Below are 21,566 nucleotides of genomic sequence, written 5' to 3'. Positions count from 1 at the left end.
TGATCGGAATTAGTCGATCAGGCCCTTTTCGACGAACTTGCCGCCTTCAACGGTGAGCTCGACAATGATGCCGTCAACGTCGCCTGCTGCGTCAAAATCGAGAACGCCACCGGCGCCTTCATAGTCGATGTCGGTGCCGGCCTTGATCAGCTCGACAGCCTTGCTCCATTCGCCGGGCAGGATCTTTTCGCCGGGTGCGGAAGCAACTTCACGCAGGGCAGCGGAGAGACCTTCGCGCGAAGCCGAACCGTTCTTCTCGATGGCCAGAGCCATCAGGAAGGCCGCGTCATAGGCCTGTGGGGCATAGGTTGCGTTGGCGGTGAAGCCGTCGCTATCGAAGCCGTTATAGATGTCGACGGCTTCGCCGCTGGGGGCGCCAGCGCGGGTTGCGATCAGGCCATCAACCGAAGCGGCGTCGATGCCGGTGAGCAGGTCGTCGCCAACCATGCCGTCGCCACCGATATAGGTGGTGAAGTTGCCGGACTCGACTGCCTGACGCAGGATCGTGTTACCCGAAGAGTTGGCATAGGCCAGGATCACCAGGTTCTGCGAGGCAACGAGGTTGCCCAGCTCGGCGCGGTAGTCAGCCTTGCTGTCTTCGTGGGAAACGTTGGCTGCAACAGTACCGCCACCGGCGGTGTAGGCAGCTTCCAGCGCTTCAGCGAAGCCCTTGCCGTAGTCGTTGTTCACGTAGGTGACGGCAATGTCGGTGATACCCTTGGCCAGCAGCAGGTTGGCCAGCTTCACACCCTGGAGCGCGTCCGAAGGGGTGGTGCGGTAAACGAGGTCGTTGTCCTCAAGGGTGGTCAATGCTGGTGCGGACGATGCTGGCGAGATGAACACTACGCCGCCGGACAGACCCGAACCGTTGAATGCGCCAATAGTTTCGCCGGTGCACAGAGCACCCACAATACCGGTGACGTTGTCGGTGTTGATCAGCTTGTCGGCAGCAGCCGCAGCAGCGGTTGCGTCGCATGCGCCGTCAGCGGAGATCAGGTTCAGTTCGCCGCCCAGGATACCGCCCTGTTCGTTGACCTGCTTCACGACCAGTTCAGCACCAGCGAAGATAGGTGGAGTCAGCGATTCAATGGGGCCGGTGAAGCCGCCGATGAAACCGATGGTCGCGCCGGTGTCCTGTGCGATGGCTGGCGCTGCTGCAACCAGAGTGGTAGCGGCCGCGGCCAGGGTCAGCGTTTTCTTGAGATTGAACATGTACGTCCCTCTGCTTGGTTGTTCCGTGGAGCGGCCCTTGCTTGGACCGTCTTGCCAGGCGAAACAACGCGTAAAAGGGGGCGCAACCCGCGCCCCGCTGGGCAGACTGTTGCACATATCGGGCTGGTGAGTCACCGGGTATCGCGCTGATATCGGCGTGGTCGTTGCTGTTGCTTAACGGGGGCGCTTTTTGCATAGATTGAACTGTTGAAGGGGAGCGCGTGGTGCACACAGCAGGCCGAACGAAGTTTGTCGCATTGCTGTTGCTGGGTCTGATGAGCGCGCCGGCGCTGGCGCAGTTCACCGTGCTCGATCAGGCGCAGGACAATCTGGGGTCGGGCGTGACCGACACCAGCACGCCGCCGCCCTGCGGAACCCAGACCATCAGTATCGCCAGTATGAACTGGCCGTCGGCGCAATTGCTTGCCGAAATCCATGCGCAACTGCTCGCCGAGACATACGGGTGTGCTGTGCGCGTGACGCCTGGCGATCTGGCGTCGACCGGCTCGTCCATGGGCTCAAGCGGACAACCGGCCGTAGCCCCGGAGATGTGGCCAACCCGCGTCGCCGATGTGTGGAACACGGGTATCAGTGCGCAGATGTTGCGCCCCGCGGCCTCCACCTATGTCGAGGCAGGTTTTGAGGGCTGGTTTGTCGCCAATGCGATTGTGCAGGCCCGCCCGGCCTTGCAGCGCGCAGCCGATCTGGCGGCGGTGCTGCCCATGCTCAATGCTGGCCGTAAAGTGCAGTTCATTTCCTGCCCGGCGGACTGGGCCTGCGCCGTGATCAATCGCAATCTGCTCGCGGCCCATGGGGTGAGCGAAATGGTGAAACTGGTCGAGCCGGGAAACCGGTTCGAGATGGACTCCCTGATCGCCGAAGCAGTCAGCCTGCGTGAGCCAGTGCTGTTCTATTACTGGCAACCCAACGCGGTTCTGGCGCAGCTGGATCTGTTTGCGCTCGATATGGGCGAGTACGATGCCGAGGCTGCCAAATGCCTGGCGCAGCGAGTTTGTGCGACGCCGCAGCCCAGTGCCTTTCCGCCGGAGACCGTTCTGGTAGCGCTTAGCGAGTGGGTGTTCACCGACATTCCGGCGATCGCGGGCTATTTTCAGCGCAGCAGCCTGCCGCTGGCCGAGATGAACGCCTTGCTGGCCCAGCTCAATGCGCCGGGCGCGACGGTGGCCAGTGTGGCCGAGAGATTTGTCGCAGAACGCGACGATATCTGGCGAAACTGGACAGGGGCTGGCGCGCCATAATGGTCAAGAGCGGCCGGCGGGCAGATGTCATCGCTGTCATTGCTCTGTCACAGAGCGCGGCTAGTTTGTCTGGTTCTGTAGCCGTTTCCGTGTAACTGTTTGGTAAATAACGGCTTTTATTGTATGACTTTACGGATTGTTCACCTCTGAGGGCCAGTTTTGCGGTGGACCCGGCTGTATCGGGCCGGACCGGATAAGTTTGCCATGCGCCGCAACCCTGCGCTTTCCAGAATTCTCGACGGCTATCGCAGTATCGCGATCGTGGCCGCGATGGTGGTCATTGCCATTTTTACGGGCAGCGTGATGGCGCTGCTGGGCATGATGCCCAGCGTGGGCGTGACACTGCCGGTTGCCTCGCTGATGTGTGGTGTGCTGCTGCTTGGGCTGCTGGCGGGCGGGCACCGCATGGTGCGACTGCGCATCGCGGCGGCCAGCCAGGCGTCCTATGATGTTCTGGCCTCGGTGCACCGCGATGCGTTGACGGGGCTGGCAACCCGCTCGTTCTTTCTCGAAACGCTGAACAACGAAGTCTATCATGGTTCCAAGCGGGCGGTGGGCTATCTGCAGCTCGACATGGACAATCTGAAAATTCTCAATGATAGCGCGGGTCACGGTGCCGGTGATGCGGCGCTGGTGCATCTGGCGGCAACCATTCGCGAAATGCTGCCCGATGCGCTGGTTGGCCGGCTGGGTGGCGATGAGTTCGGCATTGCGGTGTTCGGGCATGACAATCGTCCGGCGCTGCGCCGGCTAGGCGAAGAACTGCTGCGGCGGCTGGAGCGGCCCGTTGGCATTGCGGGGCGCCCGGTGCGCCTGGCTGCCACGATCGGGATTGCCCTTGCCCCGCTTGATGCCACCGATGTCGACGAGCTGATCTCCAAGGCAGATCTGGCGCTCTACAAGGGCAAGCGCAGCGGTCGCAATGTGGTGGTGCCATTTGATCCCGACATGCTGGGCGACGAGCGTCATCGGCGTTTTGTCGAACGAGAATTGCGCGCCGCGCTGCTGCTTGACGAGCTTGAGCTGTATTATCAGCCGGTGTTTGATGCAGACCGCAAGGTCCGCTCGCACGAGGCGCTGGTGCGCTGGCGCCACCGCGTGCGTGGCATTATCTCGCCGGCCCAATTCATTGCCATCGCCGAAGAGAGCGATCTGATCGACAAGGTCGGCGAATGGGTGGTACGGCGGGCCTGCATTGATTTACCGCAACTGGGCACGCCGGTGGCGGTCAACGTGTCGCCAGCGCAATTGCGACATGCCGATTTTGCGCCCCGCTTCGCCGCCCTGCTGGCACAAAGCAATACCGACCCCGCCAGCATCATTGTCGAGATCACCGAGACCGTGCCTTTGCAGGCCAGGGGAATCGAACTGGCCAATGTCGATGCGCTGCGGGCGCTGGGCGTGCGGATTGCCATTGATGATTTCGGCGCTGGCCACGCCAGCCTGCAATATCTGCGCAGCTTCAGTTTCGATGTGATCAAGATAGATCGCACCTATGTGTCCAATCTGGGTGATAGCCGGATCGACGCCATCATTGTTTCGGCCATCTGTGACATTGCGCGATCACTGCCCGTTGATGTGGTCGCCGAAGGGATCGAGACCGAGGAGCAGTTCGCCCTGCTGCGCGAGGCGGGCTGCACGCGGTTCCAGGGTTTTCTGCTGGGACGGCCGCGTCCGCTGGACGAACTGCACGTCGCCAGCGCTGCCTGATCATCCCTTTGCCAGTCACAAGTTGACAGCTTGGCGACAGCTTCTGCGTTGTCGCAGTTGCGTCACGTGCCAGCGCACGGATATAAGGGGCTGGGGAAGCCTTTGCTGGCAACGGGAGTAGTGACTTGGACTTGAAGCGGATCAACGATCACGTCAGCGTATCGGGGCAAATTCGGCCCGAGGACGTCGCAGCGCTCAAAGCCGCGGGTTTCGTCGCCATTGTCAATAATCGCCCGGACGGGGAATCCCCCGACCAACCGGCAGGCGCCGAAATCGAAGCGGCAGCAAAAGAGGCCGGAATGGCCTATCACAGCATTCCGCTGGGACGCGAAGGCGTCTCTCCCGAAATGGTAGAACAGACCAAAGCTGTGCTCGAGGGGAGCGCAGGGCCGGTGTTCTGCTATTGTCGATCGGGAACGCGTTCGACCACCCTGTGGGCGCTGAGCCAGGCTGGACAGCGTGATGCCAGTGAGATCATCGCGCAGGCGGCTGATGCCGGCTACGATATGAGCCATCTCGCAGGCCATCTGAGCCGCCGTTAGATATCTTTTTTCGCCGGCGCAGGCGGGAAACCGTCCGTGCTGGATGCATATAGCTGAGCCGGACCGTCAAGGTCCTCCACCCCTCCTGCTCGGACGGACATAAATGACCATCAAGAAAATTCTCGTCGCCAATCGCAGCGAAATCGCCATTCGCGTTTTCCGCGCCGCCAATGAACTTGGCCTCAAGACGGTGGCCGCCTATGCCGAGGAAGACAAGCTGGCGCTGCATCGGTTCAAGGCCGATGAAGCCTATCTGATCGGCAAGGGCAAAGGGCCGGTCGAAGCCTATCTGCAGATTGACGAATATATCCGTATTGCGCGGATTTCAGGCGCAGATGCGATCCATCCCGGCTATGGCCTGCTCTCGGAAAGCCCCGAGTTTGTTGACGCCTGCGAAGATGCGGGCCTGATCTTTATCGGCCCCAAGGCGCAGACCATGCGCGATCTGGGCAATAAGGTCGCTGCCCGCAACATGGCCATCGCCTCTGATGTACCCGTGGTGCCGGCCACGGAGCCACTGCCCGACGATCCGGCCCTGATCAAGTCAATGGCCGCCGAGATCGGCTATCCGCTGATGCTCAAGGCAAGCTGGGGCGGCGGTGGTCGCGGCATGCGCCGAATCATGGACGAATCCACGCTGCTTTCGGAGGTGTCCGAGGGCAAGCGCGAGGCCAAGGCGGCGTTCGGCAAGGACGAGATGTATCTCGAAAAGCTGGTCGAGCGGGCCCGCCATGTCGAAGTGCAGCTGATCGGCGACGATCATGGCAATCTGGTGCACCTGTTCGAGCGCGACTGCTCGGTGCAGCGACGCAATCAGAAGGTGGTCGAGCGCGCGCCGGCCCCCTATCTCAGCGACGAAGTGCGCAAGGATCTGACCGATGCCGCGGTGCGGCTGGGCAAGGCGGCCAATTATCGTGGCGCCGGCACGGTCGAGTTCCTGATGGATGCCGATACCGACAAGTTCTACTTCATTGAAGTGAACCCGCGCATTCAGGTCGAGCACACCGTCACCGAAGAGGTCACCGGTATCGACATCGTAAAGGCGCAGATTCATCTGCTTGACGGTGCCGTGATCGGCACACCAGAGTCGGGCGTGCCCGATCAGGCAGACATCAGGCTGAACGGCAATGCCATCCAGTGCCGGGTGACGACCGAGGATCCCGAAGAGAACTTCATTCCCGATTATGGCCGCATCACCGCCTATCGCGGCGCGACCGGGTTCGGCGTGCGGCTCGATGGCGGCACGGCCTATGCCGGTGCCATCATCACCCGGTTCTACGATCCGCTGCTCGAAAAGGTGACCTGCTGGGCGCCGTCGGCCGAAGAGGCGATCGCGCGTATGCACCGCGCCCTGCGCGAATTCCGCATTCGCGGCGTGTCGACCAATCTGGCGTTCCTTGAGAACATCATCACCCATCCCGACTTTGTCGAGAACCGCTACACAACGCGTTTCATCGACACCACGCCCGAGCTGTTCAACTTCAAGCCGCGCAAGGATCGTGCGACCAAGCTGCTCAGCTATATCGCGGATGTGACGGTCAATGGTCATCCCGAAGTGCGTGACCGGCCCCGCCCGCCTGCCGAGGCAGCCGAACCCATGGTGCCCGAATTTGGCGTGCTGACCGAGATCGATGGTAGCCGCCAGGTGCTTGAGCGTGACGGTCCGGCCGGTCTGGCGCAGTGGATGAAAGACCAGTCGCGGGTGTTGATCACCGACACCACCATGCGCGACGCGCATCAGAGCCTGTTGGCCACGCGCATGCGCAGCTTCGATATCACGCGCATTGCCCAAGCCTATTCGAACGGCCTGCCCAATCTGTTCAGTCTGGAATGCTGGGGCGGGGCGACGTTCGACGTGTCGATGCGCTTCCTCAACGAAGACCCCTGGGAGCGCCTGGCCAAGGTGCGCGAAGGCGCACCCAATATCCTGACCCAGATGCTGCTACGTGGCAGCAATGGCGTGGGCTACACCAATTATCCCGACAATGTGGTCAAGTACTTCGTAGCTCAGGCAGCCAAGGGCGGTGTCGACATTTTCCGCGTGTTCGATTGCCTGAACTGGGTCGAGAACATGCGCGTCTCGCTCGATGCGGTGGTCGAGGCCGGCAAGGTGGCCGAGGGCGTCATCTGCTATACCGGCGACATGCTGGACCCCGATCGGGCCAAGTATGATCTGAAATATTATGTCCGTCTGGCCAAGGAGCTGGAAAAGGCTGGCGCGCATGTGCTGGGCCTCAAGGATATGGCGGGTCTACTAAAGCCTGCTGCGGCCAAGAAGCTGATTGCGACGCTGCGCGAAGAAATCGGTCTGCCGATCCATCTTCATACCCATGACACTTCGGGTGCGGCGTCAGCCACGGTGCTGGCAGCGGTAGATGCCGGGGTTGATGCGGTCGATGTGGCGATGGACGCACTGAGCGGTACGACCAGCCAGCCAACGCTCGGCTCGATCGTGGCAGCGCTGCGTGACGGTGACCGCGACCCGCTGCTGGACGCCGGGGCCATTCGCCAGATCTCGTTTTATTGGGAAGCGGTGCGGACGCAGTACCGCGCCTTCGAGAGTGATCTCAAGGGCGGCGCGTCGGAAGTCTATCTGCACGAAATGCCCGGTGGTCAGTTCACCAATCTCAAGGAACAGGCCCGCTCGCTGGGACTGGAAACGCGCTGGCACGAAGTCGCCCAGACCTATGCTGACGTCAACCAGATGTTCGGCGATATCGTCAAGGTGACGCCAAGCTCCAAGGTGGTGGGCGACATGGCTCTGGCCATGGTGTCGGCCGGCCTCAAGCGTGCAGATGTGGAAGACCCCAATCGCGACATCGCCTTCCCCGATTCGGTCGTGGGCTTTTTTGCCGGTGATCTTGGACAGCCTCCAGGCGGCTTTCCGCAGGCGCTGCAAAAGAAGGTACTCAAGGGCAAGGAAGCGCTCACCGAGCGCCCGGGCTCCTATCTCAAGGATGTTGATCTTGAGGCCGAGCGCGCCAAGGTCGCCGAGGAAGTGGGTCATGAGATCGATGATTACCGGCTCGCCTCCTATCTGATGTACCCCAAGGTCTTCACCGATTTCGAGAAGACCCAGGAGCTTTATGGCCCCACCGAGGTGTTGCCGACGCCGGTCTATTTCTACGGGCTGAGCGAGGGCGACGAGATCCTGGTCGATATCGAGAAGGGCAAGACGCTGGTCCTGCAATATCTCGGCCGGGCGCCGACCAACGATAAGGGCGAAGTGCGCGTGTTCTTTGACCTCAATGGTCAGCCGCGCACCATCGTGGTACCCGATCGCCTCAAGGCCGGGGATATCAAGGTGCGTGCCAAGGCGGCGCTGGGCGATGCCAAGCAGGTGGGGGCCCCGATGCCGGGCGTTGTCTCGTCCTTGCACGTCAAGGAAGGCCAGAACGTTGCGGCGGGCGATGTGATCTGCTCGATCGAAGCGATGAAAATGGAAACTGCCATTCATGCCGAGACGGATGGCGTGGTCGCCGAAGTGCTGGTCAAGCCGGGCGATCAGATCGACTCCAAGGACCTGCTGGTCCGCTTTGAATAGACAAAAGGCCCGGAGAGATCCGGGCCTTTTTCCTGTCAGCGGGCGTTGAGCTTGACGCTGATACTGCCGTCGCTTTCGAGCACCAGAAACTGCACGTCGGCGATATCGCGTCCCCCCTGGGCGCGCACCACGCTGAGCGCTTCGTCGCGCGTGACGCGTTGACTGGTCAGGGCCGATTGGCAGAAGCGGCCGTCCTTGGCCAGCAGGGTGGGCTCGCTGCGTACGATCTGGGCAAAACGACTGGAGCGGACCGAAAAGAAAGTCACGAGGAACTGGGCAAAGATCAGCAGGGCCAGTGCGACGGCTCCTTCGGCCAGCGAGATCGATTCCTGGAGCAGAATTGCCGACAGGGTCGAGCCCAGAGCCACGGTGACGACAAGATCAAAGGCATTGAGCTTTGCCAGCGTGCGCTTGCCCGAAATGCGCAGGAACAGCACCAGCACGATATAGGCCAGCGTGCCGACGATCAGGGTCCGCACGATATCCTGCATGTCCTGAAAGAACATTTCTGACCAATCCATGGCGGCCTCCGCTGCAAAAACAAAAGGACACCGGGTGAGCGGTGTCCTTTGTATGCAACGTCAGATCGTCGGGATGGTTCAGTCCGGCAACGGCCCGTTTCTAGCGGCGGCGCGCGGTGCCATCGATAGTGGGGCCGTTGCGGTCATTACGCTCGCGGTGATCGGCGCGGGCCTTGATGGGCAGGCGCGCCACGATCCAGCTGACCATCAGCGGCACCAGAATGATGTCATCAACCCAGCCCAGGAACGGGATCAGATCGGGAATCAGATCAAACGGGTTCACCAGATAGAACGCCACGAACGCAGTGGCGGCCTTGAGGTAGAACGGTGTTTCGGGGGCAAAGAAAGCCTGCCAGAGTTGGACAACTTCCTTGCGGAACAGAACGATACGGGGGAGGAGCGTTTTGAACATGATCTATAAATGGTCAGTGCTGGCGCAGGTTCAAGATCGCGCTGATCACATTATTGCATATCAAAGACTGATGAGCCCGAGTGGCGCTCTTCGTTGCGATCACGCAAGCGTAACATTGCTCTTCTAGCCTCGGCAGCCTATCTCTCCGGTGAGAAAAGCAAGAGGTGTTTGATGGCTGGCCCGGCAATGCGCAGGCAATCAATTGGTGTCAATGTTGGCGGCGTGATGGTGGGCGGTGGTGCCCCCATTGTCGTGCAGTCCATGACCAATACCGATACCGCCGATATTGATGCGACCGTCAAGCAGGTCATGCAGTTGTCGCGCGCCGGCTCGGAAATCGTGCGCATCACGGTGGACCGCGACGAGTCTGCGGCGGCCGTGCCGATCATCCGCGACCGGCTGGCGGTGCTGGGCTATGACGTGCCGCTGGTGGGTGACTTCCACTATATCGGCCACAAGCTGCTGACCGATCACCCAGCCTGCGCCGAGGCGCTGGCCAAATATCGCATCAATCCGGGCAATGTCGGCTTCAAGGCCAAGCGTGACACGCAGTTCTCGACCTTGATCGAGCTGGCGCTGAAATATGACAAGCCGGTGCGCATTGGGGTGAACTGGGGTTCGCTCGATGAAGAACTGCTCACCAGACTGATGGATGAAAACGCCGCGGCCGGGAGCCCGTTGGGTGCTGCTGCCGTGCAGCGCGAAGCAATCATTCAGTCGGCGCTGATGTCAGCCCAGCGCGCCGAAGAGATCGGGCTGGGCCGCGACAAGATCATCCTGTCCACCAAGGTCAGCGATGTGCAGCATCTGATTGCGGTCTATCAGGATCTGGCGGCACGTTGTGACTATGCGCTGCATCTGGGCCTGACCGAGGCTGGCATGGGCACCAAGGGTGTGGTGGCGTCCTCGGCCGCGCTGGGCATTTTGCTGCAGCAGGGCATTGGCGACACGATCCGGATTTCGCTGACGCCCGAGCCGGGTGGTGATCGCACCACCGAGGTCAAGGTGGCGCAGGAATTGCTGCAGACCATGGGCTTCCGCCAGTTCGTGCCGGTTGTGGCAGCGTGCCCGGGTTGCGGCCGCACCACCTCGACCACCTTCCAGTCGCTGGCCAAGGATATCGAAGAGCATCTGTCGAGCTCGATGCCCGAGTGGAAAGAGCGCTATCCCGGCGTCGAAACGCTATCGGTGGCGGTAATGGGCTGCATCGTCAACGGCCCCGGGGAATCCAAGCACGCCAATATCGGCATTTCACTGCCGGGCACGGGCGAGACACCTGCTGCACCTGTGTTTGTCGACGGCCAGAAGGTTGCCACGCTGCGCGGGGCCGATGTGGCGGATCAGTTCAAGGTGATGGTAGCCGACTATATCGAAAAAAAGTTCGGCACCGGCGAACAGAGTGCCGCCGAGTAGCTACTCGGTCGGCACCGTCGGCGGCAGATCAGGCGCGTTTTGCGGCACCGGGTTGTTCTCCAGATCCGCGATCAGCGCTTTCATCTCGGCAATCTCGCGCACCTGCGCCTCGATAATGTCATCGGCGAGTTCGCGCACCCGCGGATCGCGGATATGGGCGCGACTGCTGGTCATGATGGCAATGGAGTGGTGCGGGATCATGGCTTTCATATAGTCGATGTCGCTGACGGTTTCCTGGCTGCGGACCAGCCAGAGCGAGCCGGCAAACACAGCAATGGCGCCCACGAAAATGGCGATATTGGCGGTACGATTCTTGTACATTGCGAGCATGAACGCGAGCATGATGATCGCCATGACGGCGCCCATGAGCAGCGCCATCCACATGCGGGTCTGGCTGAACAAAATATGATCGAGCGCGAAGGTGTTGAGGTACATCAGGCCGAACATGACAATGGTGGACACCACGATCATGGCGGCAAAGCGCATATAGGACATGGGCGTTCTCCTTGTTGGTGACCCAACGAGTGAGTGCGCGCTTGGTTCAGTCCCTAGGGACCACACCTGACCAGCTAGCCGGTCGTCAGCCTGTCGCGACCGCTCGATTTGGACGTGTAGAGCAGCTGATCGGCCCGGTCGTAGATGGTGTCGAGGTCTTCGCCAGAAGTTGGGCTGGTGGCGCCGATGCTGATGGTGAGGGGGGCAGCCTCGCCGGGTGACAGAGCGATATCGCTGACGCGCCCGCGCAATGCCTCGAGCACGGGGCGGGCACGGTTCATATTGCAGTCGTAAAGCAGCAGGGCGAATTCCTCGCCGCCAAGGCGGGCTGCCATATCCATGGGGCGGCGTGCCGCCTGGTGGATCACACTGGCCACCTGGCACAGTGCACTGTCGCCAGCGGCGTGGCCGAAGCGGTCGTTGAACGCCTTGAAGTGATCGATGTCGATAATGGCCAGGACGATCTCATGGCCGTTGCGGGCGGCATGGGCAATGGCAGTATCGGCGTGGCGCTCAAACAGGCGTCGATTGGCCAGATCGGTCAATGGATCGGCCTGGGCTTGCCGCGAGAGAATCGCCGTGAGCAGGAACTGGTGACGATGCGCGCGCTCGCGCAGATAGGCGCCGACAGCGCCGACAGGGACAGCAATGAAAAGCATGACCACCTGCCCCAGATGCTGGGTGAACTGGCTGGTGTCGAGCCAGATAATACCTGCCAGTGTGGCGACCACAGCGGGGATCAGTGCGGCAATCAAAGCGGCGTAAAAGGTCATGGCCAGCGGCAGGAAGGCGGCCATCACAACAACTACCAGAGCCGTGTCAGCGGCCTCCATGCCATGCGATTTATAGATGACGGCATTAAGCGCGGCGATCAGACCGACAACCGAGAAGACCCAGAAGGCCACAACGCCCACCGGCAAGCGCTCACGCAGGGGCGTGGACACTGAAATCAGGGCCATGGCGAGCACGAGCAGGACACTCCAGCGGCCAATCAGCAGCAGCCACATATCGGCATAGGCTACACCCTGATTGAAAACGTCGAGCCGGATCAGGTCATAGACGACAAAGCCGGTCCAGATGAACAGGGCGAGCCAGGCGCAGATAATGGCGGGGCCAAGCTGCTCCCTGCCAAGGCTCTGTTGGTATTCGGCTTCAAGTGCCGGCTCGAACCGCAAGGCGCCAAACCCGTCGCTGAGTTGACGGGCATGGGCTTCATCTGGCGCTGGCTGAGACGCCAAAGCGTCCTGGCTGGTCAGGGATTGTAGCACGGCGTATCTCCACGCACCGACCACTGGACAGGTCGGAACGGGCACAAGCTATTGGCAGGGCATTGCCAACAGGTAAATTAGTGTTGTTCTTGAGGTGGTTGGCAGGCATCCACCCACTGATCGCCGCACAATTGGGCGAGCTGGTCGACCGACATGCGCACCGAGGCGTGGGTGTCGCCGCCCGCCGGTATCACCAGATCATAGACCTTGAGCGACACATCGAGCCGAATGGGGAGCGGACCAGGCAGACCAAAGGGGCAAACACCACCGACCCTGTGGCTGGTCAGTTGCTCGACCTCTTCGGCCCCCAGCATGCGCGGCCGCCCGCCAAAGGCAGCCTTGGACTTCTGATTGTCGAGCCGGGCGTCGCCACGGGTCACCAGCAACATCACCTCGCCGCCGATGCGAATGCACAGTGTCTTGGCGATCTGGCCGGGCTCGACGTCGTGCACGATCGCGGCGGTCTGCACGGTGGCGGTGGAATCGGTGGTTACCTCGACGGTGAGGTCGGGCGCGCGTTTGGCGAGGTCATCAGTGACGGATTGCAGGCTCATCGGCATACTTTCAGAACAGGCGGGCGAGGCGGTCTTGATAGTCCTCGCGCGTTTTGTAATGCACAGGCGTGGTCAGCGCCCGGCGCATGAAATCGGGATCGATCTCGCGTCTTCCGTCAAGCGCCATCATTTCGGCCACCGTGATGCGCTCACCAGCAAAGGGCTCATGGCGCACGGGCTCACCGGCATGGAAGGCGCCTTCCTTGATCACCCGGCAATAGGCGCCGGGGCGGCCTGCCTGATGAAAGCGCTTGGCGAATCTGGGGTCACCCATGCGGGCGGCAAAAACCATGCAGGGGGTGCGGTGTGAGGTCACCTCAAGCACCACTTCATCGATGATGAAGCGGTCACCAATGGCGACCTTGCGTCCTTCAACGCCGCCAATGGTCAGGTTCTCGCCGAACACGCCTGGGCCGATTTCGGCGTCCAGTTCCTTGGACCACCAGTCATAGTCGTCGCGAAAGTACAAATAGACCGCCTGATCCTTGCCGCCATGATGCTTGCGGTTGAGAATGGCGTCGCCAACAAGGCCGTCGCGGGTGATGGCGACTTCACCATCAATGGGGCGCTTGAAAATCCCGGTCTTGGCTGACTTGCCCGGAATGGGTTCGGGTTGACCGATATTGATGCTGGCAATGATGGCCATGGCTAGTTTTCCCGGCTGGCGAAATATCGCGCTGTTGCACGCAGCCCGTCGGCCTTGGGGCCAAAGGTGCGTAGCGCTGATAACGCCGATGTCACGGTATCGTTCAGGTGCTGGCGCGCACCGTCAACGCCCAGCGTGGTGACCAGGGTCTGCTTGCCCAGCGCTGCATCCTTGCCGGTGGCCTTGCCCATGGTGGCCGCAGAGGCCGTGACGTCGAGAATGTCATCGGCTAGCTGGAAGGCGCGACCGGCCGCCTCCGCATAGGCGGTCAGTACGGCGAGGGCGCGGGCGTCGGCCCCGCCCAATATGGCCCCCATGCGCACGCTGGCGCGGATCAACGCGCCGGTTTTCATGGCCTGCATGGTAGAAATATCGTCGCCGGAAAAGCCGCCCTGTTCTCCCTCGATATCGCGCATCTGGCCACCCACCATGCCGCCGCCGCCTGACCCCTGTGCCAGTTCACGCACGAGGGCGATGCGTACAGCCGGGTCGGGATGGCAGGCCTGGTCAGCCAGCAAATCAAAGGCGTGGGTCAGCAGCGCATCGCCGGCAAGAATGGCGGTGGCCTCATCGAAGGCCTTGTGTACCGTCGGGCGACCCCGGCGCAGGTCATCATCATCCATGGCGGGCAGGTCGTCGTGGATCAGCGAATAGCAGTGCACCATTTCAACGGCGAGCCCGGCTATCAGGGCGGCATCGGCGGGCACGTGAAAGATCGCGGCGGCCTGACGAACCAGCAAGGGGCGCAGGCGCTTGCCGCCTTCCAGGCTCCCATGGCGCATGGCTTTGACCAGTGTATCGGCGGCCGGACCCGGCCCCGAGAGCTGGGCAACGCTGAGCCGGGTGCCTAGCACTATTTCCACGGCCTTGGCGCAATCGGTCATGTCGGCAGAAAAATCATACATGTGCTGTTGCTAGCCGGTTTGGTGGCGGGGCGGCAAGTCACCTGAGCAAGTCAGCGCACTGCACGAGCTTCATGGCTGTCCAAAGCCGATAATTGTGCCTTTCGTGCGCCTATCTTGATGGCTATGGAATGGCCATGGCACGACGCAAACTCAAAGGCATCTGGGCGCTGCTGCGCAATCTGGGCATTGCGCTGGCCGTGGTGATTGCCATGCCGATCGTGCTGACGCCGCTCTATCTGGTGGTAAACCCGGTTTCGGTGCCCATGGCCTCACGGCTGCTGACGGGGCGGCCGATGGACCGCCAGTGGCGCAATATTGATGACATCTCCGACCGGCTCAAGGCGTCGGTGATCCTGTCCGAGGATGGGCAGTTCTGCCGCCACTGGGGTGTCGATGTAGGGGCGCTGCGCGATGAGGTCGAGCGCTTCATGGCGGGTGAAGATGCGCGTGGCGCCTCCACCATCACCATGCAGGTGGCACGCAATCTGTTCCTGTGGAACCGGCAGAGCGTGGTGCGCAAGGCGCTCGAAGTGCCGCTGGCGGTCTATATAGATCTGGTGCTGCCCAAAAAGCGCATCATGGAAATCTATCTCAATATCGCTGAATGGGGCCCTGAGGGGCAATTCGGCATTGCTGCGGGGGCCGAGCGCGCCTTTGGCATTGAGCCGCAAAACCTGGACTGGCGCACGGCCACACTGCTGGTGACGGCGCTGCCCAATCCAATGTTGCGGCAGCCCGGGCGACCCTCGGCAGGCATGGTGCGAATTGCGGGCATTATCGAGACCCGGGTGCGCGAGTATGGTGCGCGCGCCAGTTGTGTAGGCAAGGACGGGCAATTGGCGCTATAAGGCTGGTGTCGGGTGCCTGTTTGCACTCTTGTTGGATTTGTCGCGCGGAGTCGCCAACAACCCTCTAGCCAAGGGGCCAGAGTTGCTCTATAGAGCCCACCAATCCCTTCAGAGATAAGTCTCTGGGCCGCTCATTGGCGGCGCAACGATATTGAATTCGGAGTACCGACCATGGCAGTGCCAAAACGAAAGACCTCGCCGATGAAGCGCGGCTTCCGCCGCTCGGCCGACGCTCTTGCGAACCCAACCTATGTCGAAGACAAGGATTCGGGCGAGCTGCGCCGTCCGCATCACGTCGACCTCAAGACCGGCATGTATCGCGGTCGTCAGATTTTTGAAGTCAAGAAGTAGTTCTTGAGCCTGGCAGCGCCATGCGCTCCCTTCTGATATGCAAACGGCCGATCCTGTAACGGGGTCGGCCGTTTTTCTTTGCCTTGCCGCCATGAGGAGCGGCCCAATTTTCCGGAGTTTGCCATGACGATGCGCGTTGAATCGGACACTATGGGCACCATCAATGTGCCTGCCGACAAGTATTACGGCGCCCAGACGGCGCGCAGCCTGGCCAATTTCGATATTGGCGGCGAAAAGATGCCCAAGGAAATCGTCACCGCGTTCGGCATTCTGAAAAAGGCCGCGGCACTGGCCAACCACAAGCTGGGCCTGCTTGATGAAGCCACACGCGATCTGATCGTTGCGGCGGCTGACGAAGTCATTTCGGGCAAGCTCGAAGCCCATTTCCCACTGGTGGTATGGCAGACCGGTTCGGGCACGCAGTCCAACATGAACGTCAATGAGGTGATCTCCAACCGCGGCATCGAAATGGCCGGTGGCACCATGGGGTCGAAAAAACCAGTGCACCCCAATGACCACGTCAATATGAGCCAGTCGTCCAACGATACCTATCCAACCGCCATGCACATTGCAGCGGTCGAGGCCGTCGAAGGTTATCTGCTTGAGCGCGTTGGCCTGCTGCGCGATACGCTGGCCGCCAAGGCCGAGCAATATATGGATGTGGTCAAGATCGGGCGCACCCATCTGCAGGATGCAACGCCGCTGACGCTGGGTCAGGAAATTTCCGGCTGGGTTGCCCAGATCGATTACGCGCTGGCCAATATCAAGGTGACGCTGCCCCAGCTCAAGGAACTGGCGCTGGGCGGCACGGCCGTGGGTACGGGTCTGAACGCGCATCCCGACTATGCCGTTGCGGTGGCTAAGGAGATCGCCACGCTGACCGGACGCGATTTTGTGACCGGTCCCAACAAGTTTGCCCTGCTGGCCGGCCACGATGCCTTTGTGGGCTCTTCGGGCGCCCTCAAACAGCTTGCGGTCGCTTTGATGAAGATTGCCAACGACGTGCGCTGGCTGGCCTCGGGCCCGCGTTCTGGTCTGGGTGAAATCACCATTCCGGAAAACGAACCCGGTTCGTCGATCATGCCGGGCAAGGTCAACCCGACCCAGTCCGAAGCCATGACCATGGTTGTGGCGCAGGTGATGGGCAATGACGCAGCGATTGGATTTGCTGCCAGCCAGGGCAATTTCGAGCTGAACGTGTTCAAGCCCGTGATCGCCTACAACTATCTGCAGTCGGTACGGCTGCTGGCTGATGCGGCCAAGTCGTTCAACGATCACTGCGCAGTGGGCATCGAACCGGATCGCGCGCGCATCAATGAACTGGTCAATAAGTCGCTGATGCTGGTGACCGCGCTCAATCGCAAGATCGGCTATGACAATGCCGCCAAGATCGCCAAGACCGCGCACAAGAATGGCACCACGCTGCGCGAGGAAGCCATCGCCCTGGGCCTGCTGACCGGCGAAGAGTTCGATGCCGAGGTCAAGCCAGAACAGATGGTGGGCCCGCTCAAACTCAAGAAGTAGAGCCCCCGTTACAGTCTTGAAATGCCGGAAGGGGCATGCGGGCGCGTCCTGCATGCCCTTTGCGCTTTCAGACAGGTCTGGCATGGTGCGCTGCCGCCAGTGGAGAGCCCTTCAATGACCGAGACCGTGATGATGCCCACCCATAATGCCCCACGCCGCAATGGACGTTTCATCCCGCCGCTGCTCAGCGTGCCGTTCGTACTCTATAACGTAGTGGCGTTTCTGTTCTTCGCTGGCGTGCCGCAGGGCTGGGAGCAGGGGTTGTTTCTGATCCCCATGGTGTCGGGCACGCCCTGGGCGATCACCGCCGGCGATTTCCTGCTGGTGGTTGGCATCATCATGCTGTTTTTCGAGGTGTTGAAATCCACCAATAGCGGGCGCAATTCCATTGTCGAGCATATGCTCTCAATGGTGCTGTTTGTCGCTTTCCTGGTCGAGTTCCTGCTTGTCGGCGCCGCCGCGAGTTCAGTGTTCTTCCTGCTCATGGTCATGGCGCTGATCGATGTTGTCGCCGGTTTCACCGTCTCGATCACCAGCGCCGGGCGCGATGTGACGATGAATTAGTCCTCAGGCCACAACCGTTTTCCGGTATCCAGCAGGCATACGCTTGACCGCGATGCTGGCGCCGCTGGCGTAGGCACCGATGGCGCCTTCGGCACTGGTGCGGCGGCGGGCGCGCTGGGGCGCCATATTGGCGCGCGCTGCCAGCAATTGACTGACAAAAGCAGCACCGGTCTGGGTGCGTTTGAGCGAAGGACGTGGGCGCGATGCTCCGATCAGCATGGGGAGCCCGGGTGTATGTGTCTCATTAACGGCCATAATCGCCTCGTTTGTCTCGAAACGGGCCGGAGTGTCTCAAAATGAAACAGAACAACTGGCCCTATACCCCCTAAGGGGCAATCGGTGTGCCAGATGATAACGGTTTGTTAATGATTGGGGATGCGAACGCTGGGCGTAGTTAACATTAAAGATTCGTGAACAAGGGCTTTGCAAAGCTGAAGACGCGCAAAAACGGCGCCCCGAAGGGCGCCGCTGGCAGGCTCAGATAGTGGAGCGGGTAGCGCTAGAAGTTGTCTTTGCCCTTGCGGATCGCGGCAAACACCTCGGCGGGGTCGGCGCCTTCAAGGCCATAGTGCCTGGCCAAAGCCGGCTCGTCGGCCCGCATGAAGGGGTTGGCGGCCTTGTCCTCACCCAGCGGGAAGGGAATTGTCGGCTTTCCAGCAGCCCGCAATGCTGCGACCTCATTGGCGCGCTTTTGCAGTGCGGTGTTGTCGGGGTCGACCGAGAGCGCGAATTTGGCATTGCTGGCGGTATATTCGTGCCCGCAATAGACGAGCGTGTCGTCGGGCAGGGCGCGCAGCTGCTTGATGCCTTCCCACATCGGGCCGGGCGTTCCCTCAAACATACGGCCCACACCCAGTGAGAACAGTGCGTCGGCACTGAACAGGTGCTTGCCGACAGGATCGTGGAAAACGATGTGACCCAGTGTGTGTCCGGGCGTGTCGTAAATGTCGAAGCTTGTTTCGCCCAGCGTGACCGTGTCGCCGCCGGCCACCAGTACATCGAGATCGGCAATCTTGTCCGCCTCGGCCTTGGGGCCCACCACGCGGGCGCCAAACTCGGCCTTGAGTTCGGGAATGGCTTCGACATGGTCGAGGTGGTGGTGGGTGATGAAGATATCGGTAAGATCCCAGCCGCGACGGGCCAGGGCCGCCTTGATGGCCGCGGTTTCCGGGGCATCGATGGCGGCGGTGCGGCCGCTCGCCGTATCGTGCACGAGATAGCCGAAATTATCGTCTCGCGCGCCAAAGACATCAACGATCACAGCCACTGCACTACTCCGAAAAAGAACCAATTGGTTGAAAGCTAGGGAGCGCGCGACGACATGACAACCAGCGATTAGACAAGTCCGGGGGAAACCGGCAGAGTTGTGATCATGACTGCAGACGTCAACCGCCTCATTGCCTTCTATAAAACGCCTCTTGGCCGGATCTGCCGGGCATTGGTGCGCGAGCAGGTCATGGGGCTGGCCGATGATGTGCGCGGCAAGCGCGTGCTGGGGCTGGGCTTTGCCACCCCCTATCTGCGCTTCACCCTGAGTACGGCCGAACGGGTGCTGGCGTTCATGCCCGCGCGGCAGGGCGCCTCGGCATGGCCGCGTGAGGGTCCGTCGCACACGGTGCTGTGCGATCCGCTCGAAATGCCGCTGACCGATGCAGCGATAGACCTGACCATCGCCATTCACGCGATGGAACATGTGGCAGATGCCGAAGAGCTGATGCGCGAACTGTGGCGGATCACTGCCCCCAATGGCGATCTCATCCTGGTGGTGCCGCGTCGGCGGGGCATCTGGGCGCAGCGGGACAATACCCCGTTTGGACAGGGCAATCCCTATTCGGGCGGACAGCTCGACAGATTGCTGCGCGAATTCGGCTTTGTACCGGTGGCGTGGCGCGATGGCCTGTTCCTGCCGCCGTTTCAGAGTTCGCTGGTGCTCAAGTCCACCCGGTTGTTCGAGCGTGTGGGTCGGCTGTTCGGGCCGGCCATGAGCGGGGTGATCTGTGTGCGGGCGCGCAAGCAGGCGTTCCCGGCGATTCCCCGCCGCAAACGCGCGGAGCGATTCGTTCGCGTGCCCGGCATGAGCGCGGCAACGGCGCGGCAGGGCTGAGGCGGGCGTGTCACTGTGCCGTTCCGGGACAATTAGCACCGATCTGGCAGCGCCATGTTCAGCCTTGATCCAAAAGGGGAACGAACAGGGGGCGAATCGAGCGTCGTGCATAAGTGCTCGTTCGTTCACGGCGATATATGGTGTGCTTGAATGGGGCCGACCACTTGAGCGGCTGTTTCGTTGCGCTGGATCCCGCCGCACAGCCGAAACCGGTTCATCTTGGTAACCAACCCCTTAATTTCGGGCAAAATCGGACAAAGATTGCTGTCTGGTTCCGTCTGAAAAGACGAATTAACTCAGCCCATTAACAGTTCAGGCCCACCAATTGGGGGCCTGAAAGCGATCTGTTAGCAAAACAGCGATTGACCGTCCCGAAGCGGGACTTGGCTGCGGCCTGTCGGGCGCTAGAAACGCATCCCGGTCAGCACCATGGAGAGATCGCCCATATTGGTGCCCAGCAGAACGCGATAGGGGATGAAATAGCCGGTCGGGCCCAGCGGGGCATACCAGATGATGATGCGATCACTGTCTGCCAGGTAATTGGTGATCTCGGAGCTGGTGAAGTGGCCCGAAACAGGGCTGTAGTCGACCGAGCACAGCACAACCGGGCCCTGATAGCCCGTGCGGGCCGAGGTTGCCTTGTCGGTGCCGGCAAAGCGCATGGCAATGTTGAAGCGTTCGACGCCGGTGAAAATGCCGACGCGACGATCGCATAGCGATTTGTCGAGCGCCCCGCCCTTGAAGACAAAGGCCGACAGAAAATCGCTGACCCCGGTCAGGTGCCGGCGCTCCAGCGGAACGCGGTCATAGTTATCAAGAATAGGCGGCTCGACCTTGAACGAGCCGACATCGCGACCCGAGAAGGTCACGTCCACATCGAAGGTGTCGCCATTGGCCCTGGTTTCAAGACTGAAGGCGCGGGCGGCCAGGCGATTGCTGGTGGAACTGCCCGAGGCGCTGGCCTTGGCCGTGCCGCTGGCAACCATGGCGCCCAGCCCGGCCACATTGGCCGACAGGTCCAGGCTGTAGCGCGACCCGTCATCGGTCAGGTCCACATTCATGGTGGCTATATTGATACCACCCAGGGTCAGCACATAGCCGGCCTTGGCGTCGATTTCGGCGGCGCTGGTGGGCAGGCTTGCGAACAGGGCCAGTGCGGCAAGGGTGGCAAATCTAAACTGGGTCAAGGTCGGGCGTCTCTGCAATGGGCGGCGCGAATCAGACTAGGGTTCGAAAGTGCCGTCTGGAATGGTCCTGTGCAAGCCGCTCGCGCTGGATTGAGCCCGCGTTTGTCTTGACGGGGCCCCGCATATTCTCTAAAGAGCCCCCAGATTTCAGGACAAGATAGGCCTGCTGCAGGACATGTTCCCGCAATACAGGCCTTTGCAACAGGATAGAAAACCATGGCACGGCGCTGTGAACTTACTGGCAAGGGCGTTATGGTTGGCAACAACGTTTCGCACGCTCTCAATCGTACCCGTCGCCGGTTCCTCCCGAACCTGCTGAACGTGACGCTGATTTCGGAGGCACTCAACCGCCCCGTCAAGCTGCGCATCTCGGCTTCGGCCCTGCGTACCGTTGAGCACCGCGGTGGTCTGGACGCCTTCCTGCTCAAGCAGAGCGACGACACCATGTCGACGCTGGCTCAGGGCCTCAAGAAGGAAGTTCGCGCAGCTCTGGCTGCCTAAGCGAAC

General features: G+C 61.2%; 22 protein-coding genes. 11 read left to right on the top strand and 11 right to left on the bottom strand.

Features of this window, described 5'->3' with window-relative positions; all coding sequences use genetic code 11:
- Positions 1 to 9: 9 nt before the first annotated feature.
- Entirely contained in the window at positions 10 to 1,212 is a 1,203-nt protein-coding gene (locus KD146_RS15620) for an ABC transporter substrate-binding protein (RefSeq protein ID WP_212659770.1), read from the bottom strand.
- A 221-nt stretch (positions 1,213 to 1,433) separates the two neighbouring features.
- Here KD146_RS15620 and KD146_RS15615 point away from each other — a divergent pair, with 221 nt between their 5' ends.
- The 4 genes from KD146_RS15615 to pyc all read left to right on the top strand — a co-directional run bounded on the left by KD146_RS15615 (position 1,434) and on the right by pyc (position 8,267).
- Positions 1,434 to 2,471 (top strand): glycine betaine ABC transporter substrate-binding protein, encoded by a 1,038-nt coding sequence (locus KD146_RS15615; protein ID WP_212659769.1) that lies wholly within the window; start codon positions 1,434 to 1,436, stop codon positions 2,469 to 2,471.
- Positions 2,472 to 2,675: 204 nt separating this feature from the next.
- Positions 2,676 to 4,181 carry a putative bifunctional diguanylate cyclase/phosphodiesterase gene (locus tag KD146_RS15610; protein ID WP_212659768.1) on the top strand — a complete coding sequence of 502 codons (1,506 nt, stop codon included), beginning with the start codon at positions 2,676 to 2,678 and terminating at the stop codon, positions 4,179 to 4,181.
- Between the two features lie 125 nt (positions 4,182 to 4,306).
- Positions 4,307 to 4,723, top strand: a complete 417-nt coding sequence (locus KD146_RS15605; protein WP_212659767.1) for a protein tyrosine phosphatase family protein — start codon at positions 4,307 to 4,309, stop codon at positions 4,721 to 4,723.
- A 103-nt stretch (positions 4,724 to 4,826) separates the two neighbouring features.
- Entirely contained in the window at positions 4,827 to 8,267 is a 3,441-nt protein-coding gene (pyc, locus tag KD146_RS15600; protein ID WP_212659766.1) for a pyruvate carboxylase, read from the top strand.
- 35 nt (positions 8,268 to 8,302) lie between these two features.
- Here pyc and KD146_RS15595 read toward each other — a convergent pair whose 3' ends face one another.
- Both KD146_RS15595 and KD146_RS15590 read right to left on the bottom strand, forming a co-directional pair.
- Complete coding sequence (locus KD146_RS15595; protein WP_212659765.1) at positions 8,303 to 8,788, bottom strand: DUF421 domain-containing protein; 486 nt, start codon at positions 8,786 to 8,788, stop codon at positions 8,303 to 8,305.
- 100 nt (positions 8,789 to 8,888) lie between these two features.
- The gene (locus tag KD146_RS15590; RefSeq protein ID WP_212659764.1) at positions 8,889 to 9,200 is read right to left on the bottom strand and encodes a YkvA family protein; all 312 of its coding nucleotides are present in this window, start codon (positions 9,198 to 9,200) and stop codon (positions 8,889 to 8,891) included.
- Positions 9,201 to 9,371: 171 nt separating this feature from the next.
- Here KD146_RS15590 and ispG point away from each other — a divergent pair, with 171 nt between their 5' ends.
- Positions 9,372 to 10,613 (top strand): flavodoxin-dependent (E)-4-hydroxy-3-methylbut-2-enyl-diphosphate synthase, encoded by a 1,242-nt coding sequence (gene ispG, locus KD146_RS15585; protein WP_212659763.1) that lies wholly within the window; start codon positions 9,372 to 9,374, stop codon positions 10,611 to 10,613.
- Here the strand turns inward: ispG and KD146_RS15580 are convergent, their stop codons facing one another.
- From KD146_RS15580 to KD146_RS15560, 5 genes are all read right to left on the bottom strand, one after another.
- Complete coding sequence (locus tag KD146_RS15580) at positions 10,614 to 11,108, bottom strand: DUF305 domain-containing protein (protein ID WP_212659762.1); 495 nt, start codon at positions 11,106 to 11,108, stop codon at positions 10,614 to 10,616.
- A 74-nt stretch (positions 11,109 to 11,182) separates the two neighbouring features.
- Positions 11,183 to 12,376, bottom strand: coding sequence for a GGDEF domain-containing protein (locus tag KD146_RS18525; protein ID WP_212659761.1), 1,194 nt, complete (start codon positions 12,374 to 12,376; stop codon positions 11,183 to 11,185).
- Between the two features lie 77 nt (positions 12,377 to 12,453).
- Positions 12,454 to 12,930, bottom strand: coding sequence for a YbaK/EbsC family protein (locus KD146_RS15570; protein WP_212659760.1), 477 nt, complete (start codon positions 12,928 to 12,930; stop codon positions 12,454 to 12,456).
- Between the two features lie 10 nt (positions 12,931 to 12,940).
- Positions 12,941 to 13,576, bottom strand: coding sequence for an MOSC domain-containing protein (locus KD146_RS15565; RefSeq protein ID WP_212659759.1), 636 nt, complete (start codon positions 13,574 to 13,576; stop codon positions 12,941 to 12,943).
- A gap of 2 nt (positions 13,577 to 13,578) precedes the next feature.
- A complete protein-coding gene (locus tag KD146_RS15560) occupies positions 13,579 to 14,481 on the bottom strand; it encodes a polyprenyl synthetase family protein (protein ID WP_212659758.1) in 903 nt (300 codons plus the stop codon).
- A 134-nt stretch (positions 14,482 to 14,615) separates the two neighbouring features.
- Between KD146_RS15560 and KD146_RS15555 the strand changes: the two genes are divergently transcribed.
- The 4 genes from KD146_RS15555 (at position 14,616) to KD146_RS15540 (ending at position 17,768) form a co-directional block, all read left to right on the top strand.
- Positions 14,616 to 15,329 carry a transglycosylase domain-containing protein gene (locus KD146_RS15555; RefSeq protein ID WP_249327923.1) on the top strand — a complete coding sequence of 238 codons (714 nt, stop codon included), beginning with the start codon at positions 14,616 to 14,618 and terminating at the stop codon, positions 15,327 to 15,329.
- A 171-nt stretch (positions 15,330 to 15,500) separates the two neighbouring features.
- On the top strand, positions 15,501 to 15,680 hold the full coding sequence (gene rpmF, locus KD146_RS15550) for a 50S ribosomal protein L32 (RefSeq protein ID WP_212659756.1): 180 nt from the start codon (positions 15,501 to 15,503) through the stop codon (positions 15,678 to 15,680).
- Between the two features lie 123 nt (positions 15,681 to 15,803).
- Positions 15,804 to 17,204 carry a class II fumarate hydratase gene (fumC, locus tag KD146_RS15545; RefSeq protein ID WP_212659755.1) on the top strand — a complete coding sequence of 467 codons (1,401 nt, stop codon included), beginning with the start codon at positions 15,804 to 15,806 and terminating at the stop codon, positions 17,202 to 17,204.
- A gap of 114 nt (positions 17,205 to 17,318) precedes the next feature.
- Positions 17,319 to 17,768 (top strand): hypothetical protein, encoded by a 450-nt coding sequence (locus KD146_RS15540; protein ID WP_249327922.1) that lies wholly within the window; start codon positions 17,319 to 17,321, stop codon positions 17,766 to 17,768.
- A gap of 3 nt (positions 17,769 to 17,771) precedes the next feature.
- Here the strand turns inward: KD146_RS15540 and KD146_RS15535 are convergent, their stop codons facing one another.
- Positions 17,772 to 17,987 (bottom strand): hypothetical protein, encoded by a 216-nt coding sequence (locus KD146_RS15535; RefSeq protein WP_212659754.1) that lies wholly within the window; start codon positions 17,985 to 17,987, stop codon positions 17,772 to 17,774.
- Positions 17,988 to 18,267: 280 nt separating this feature from the next.
- Complete coding sequence (gene gloB / locus KD146_RS15530; RefSeq protein ID WP_212659753.1) at positions 18,268 to 19,035, bottom strand: hydroxyacylglutathione hydrolase; 768 nt, start codon at positions 19,033 to 19,035, stop codon at positions 18,268 to 18,270.
- 105 nt (positions 19,036 to 19,140) lie between these two features.
- Here gloB and KD146_RS15525 point away from each other — a divergent pair, with 105 nt between their 5' ends.
- A complete protein-coding gene (locus KD146_RS15525; RefSeq protein ID WP_212659752.1) occupies positions 19,141 to 19,872 on the top strand; it encodes a class I SAM-dependent methyltransferase in 732 nt (243 codons plus the stop codon).
- Between the two features lie 404 nt (positions 19,873 to 20,276).
- On the opposite strand, the gene KD146_RS15520 is transcribed toward KD146_RS15525, so the two are convergent.
- A complete protein-coding gene (locus tag KD146_RS15520) occupies positions 20,277 to 21,059 on the bottom strand; it encodes a DUF3108 domain-containing protein (protein ID WP_212659751.1) in 783 nt (260 codons plus the stop codon).
- 216 nt (positions 21,060 to 21,275) lie between these two features.
- Between KD146_RS15520 and rpmB the strand changes: the two genes are divergently transcribed.
- On the top strand, positions 21,276 to 21,560 hold the full coding sequence (rpmB, locus tag KD146_RS15515) for a 50S ribosomal protein L28 (RefSeq protein ID WP_212659750.1): 285 nt from the start codon (positions 21,276 to 21,278) through the stop codon (positions 21,558 to 21,560).
- Positions 21,561 to 21,566 lie beyond the last annotated feature (6 nt).

Source organism: Devosia litorisediminis, from assembly GCF_018334155.1.
Taxonomy (GTDB): domain Bacteria; phylum Pseudomonadota; class Alphaproteobacteria; order Rhizobiales; family Devosiaceae; genus Devosia; species Devosia litorisediminis.
This window is presented reverse-complemented; position numbering and strand designations above follow the sequence as displayed.